General features: G+C 35.8%; 2 protein-coding genes. Both read right to left on the reverse strand.

Annotation, left to right across the window (positions count from 1 at the left end; genetic code table 11):
• Positions 1-1,221 (reverse strand): S8 family serine peptidase (locus DIU01_RS12785; protein ID WP_290835052.1); only part of this gene is annotated, 1,221 nt, incomplete at its 3' end.
• 57 nt (positions 1,222-1,278) lie between these two features.
• Positions 1,279-2,155, reverse strand: an 877-nt coding sequence (locus DIU01_RS12790; RefSeq protein WP_290835055.1) for a tRNA methyl transferase PRC-barrel domain-containing protein, incomplete at its 5' end; no start/stop codon positions are given.

Consider the following 2,155-nt stretch of genomic DNA (forward strand, 5'->3'; position numbering starts at 1 on the left):
CATTCCGGCCATAATTGGTCCCGAAAATGAAGTTCCGCTATCAGTTGTAATACTTCCAGCCGTATTTGCTACATACGCATTTTGACCTTGTGCCATAACATCTGGTTTAATTCTTCCGTCGAAAGAAGGTCCAATCGAACTGAAAGCAGCATAATTTTCGTTAGCTTGAACAGCTCCAATCGCTAAAACATTAGTTGCTTCTGCTGGAACACTTATGTAAGGATTGGAAGTTGCGCCTGAATTTCCTGCGCTTGCAACAACAATAATTCCTTTAGAAAAAGCAATATTTGCACCTCTTGAAGCAAAGGCCGAATTTCCTGTTAAATCGCTGTAAGTGTGACTATAACTTGGTTGATCATAACCAAAATATCCTAACGAAGAAGTGATAATATCAACACCTAATCGATCGGCTTCTTCGGCAGCTTCAACCCAATAACTTTCTTCCACTGGATTTTCTGAAGCCACATCTTCTGTAACAAATAAATAATATTTGGCATCTGGCGCAGTTCCAACCAATTGACCTTCGGTATATCCGCCCATGCAAGATAAAACCATCGTTCCGTGATTGTGCAACGCATAAACGTTTGTGGATTGATTTACATAATTATAACCACCTAAAATTAAGTTATTTGTGAACAATCTTTCAAATGGTTGTGTAGAATTTACATTTATAAATCCTGAATCTAAAACGGCGATTATTTTACCGGTTCCAGTAAAATTGGCTTGGTGCAAAAGATGACCATTAAGCATTTGAATTTGGTTGGCAGAAGTTCCGTAAGCAAAGGTCACTTCAACATCCATATTTTTATTTACAGCTTGTTCTTTATTACTGGTTATTGGATTTTTAATTTTTCCAGAAGTGTTTAAAGATTGATTGGCAAACTCAATATGATCTACAAAAGTTAAGCTAGATAACGCGTTAATATTTGCAATGCTTCCGCGGATGTGAAGGCAGTTCAACCATTTGGATTTTGCTTTAACCGTAATTCCTGTTGCTGCTGTTATTTGACTAATATAAGGTTGATGAACAGGTACATCATTGGTCGTTAAAGCAATTCCTTGAGCTGATCGTCTATCTAATGCTCTTTGAGTTAACATCGAAAGTGGATCGGCTAGAAAAGTGGCAGCATTTGGTTTATCAGTAAAATAAACCCAAGCATCTTCTTGCGAAAAAGTGGAAATTGATACCAGAAAAGTGACTAGAAATACTATTTTCTTCATAGCAAATGAAATTTGGTTGTATCAAAATTACGAAAAAAAATAGTACCGAGTTTAATTTTAAGAAATTACACCCGAACCAATTAATTCGTCGTTTAAATACCAAGCAGCAAATTGTCCTTCAGTTATTGCAGATTGAGCTGCATCAAATGAAACATACAATCCTGATTGAAATTTATGTAACGTTGCTTTTTGAAGTTCTTGACGGTAACGAATTCGAACCATAACTTGCATTGATTCGCCATCATTAAGTGTTAAATCTTGACGAATCCAATGAATTTCTGATGGTTGAATGCGCAATGCTTTTTTAAACAATCCTGGATGACTTGCACCTTGACCAGTATAAATGGAGTTGGTTTTTACATCGGTTGCAATTATAAAAAGTGCTTCTTTTGTACCGCCAACATTTAATCCTTTTCGTTGACCGATGGTAAAATAGTGCGCACCTTGATGCTTTCCAACTACTTTTCCAGACTTTTCATCATATTGAATTGAAGTCGATTCGAAAATTAATTGCTCTTCTAGTGAAGTGAAAGTTGGTTTTTCTTGATTGTAAATTTCGCTATTGGCAGGAATTTCATAAATCAAACCTTCTTTTGGTTGCAATTGTTGTTGTAAAAATTCGGGCAAACGCACTTTTCCGATAAAGCAAAGACCTTGTGAATCTTTCTTTTCGGCAGTTACTAATTCCATTTTAGTAGCGATTTCGCGAACTTGTGGTTTTGTTAATTCACCAATTGGAAATAATGATTTTGCCAATTGTTCTTGTGATAATTGACATAAAAAATAAGATTGATCTTTGTTGTCATCTTTTCCTGCAAGCAATTGATACACTGGCTTTCCATCAACATCGATTTCTCCTTTTCTGCAATAATGACCTGTTGCTACAAAATCGGCACCAAGTGATAGCGCAATTTTCATGAAAACATCAAATTCA

Origin of the sequence: Flavobacterium sp. (assembly GCF_003525665.1) — a bacterium.
Lineage (GTDB): Bacteria > Bacteroidota > Bacteroidia > Flavobacteriales > Flavobacteriaceae > Flavobacterium.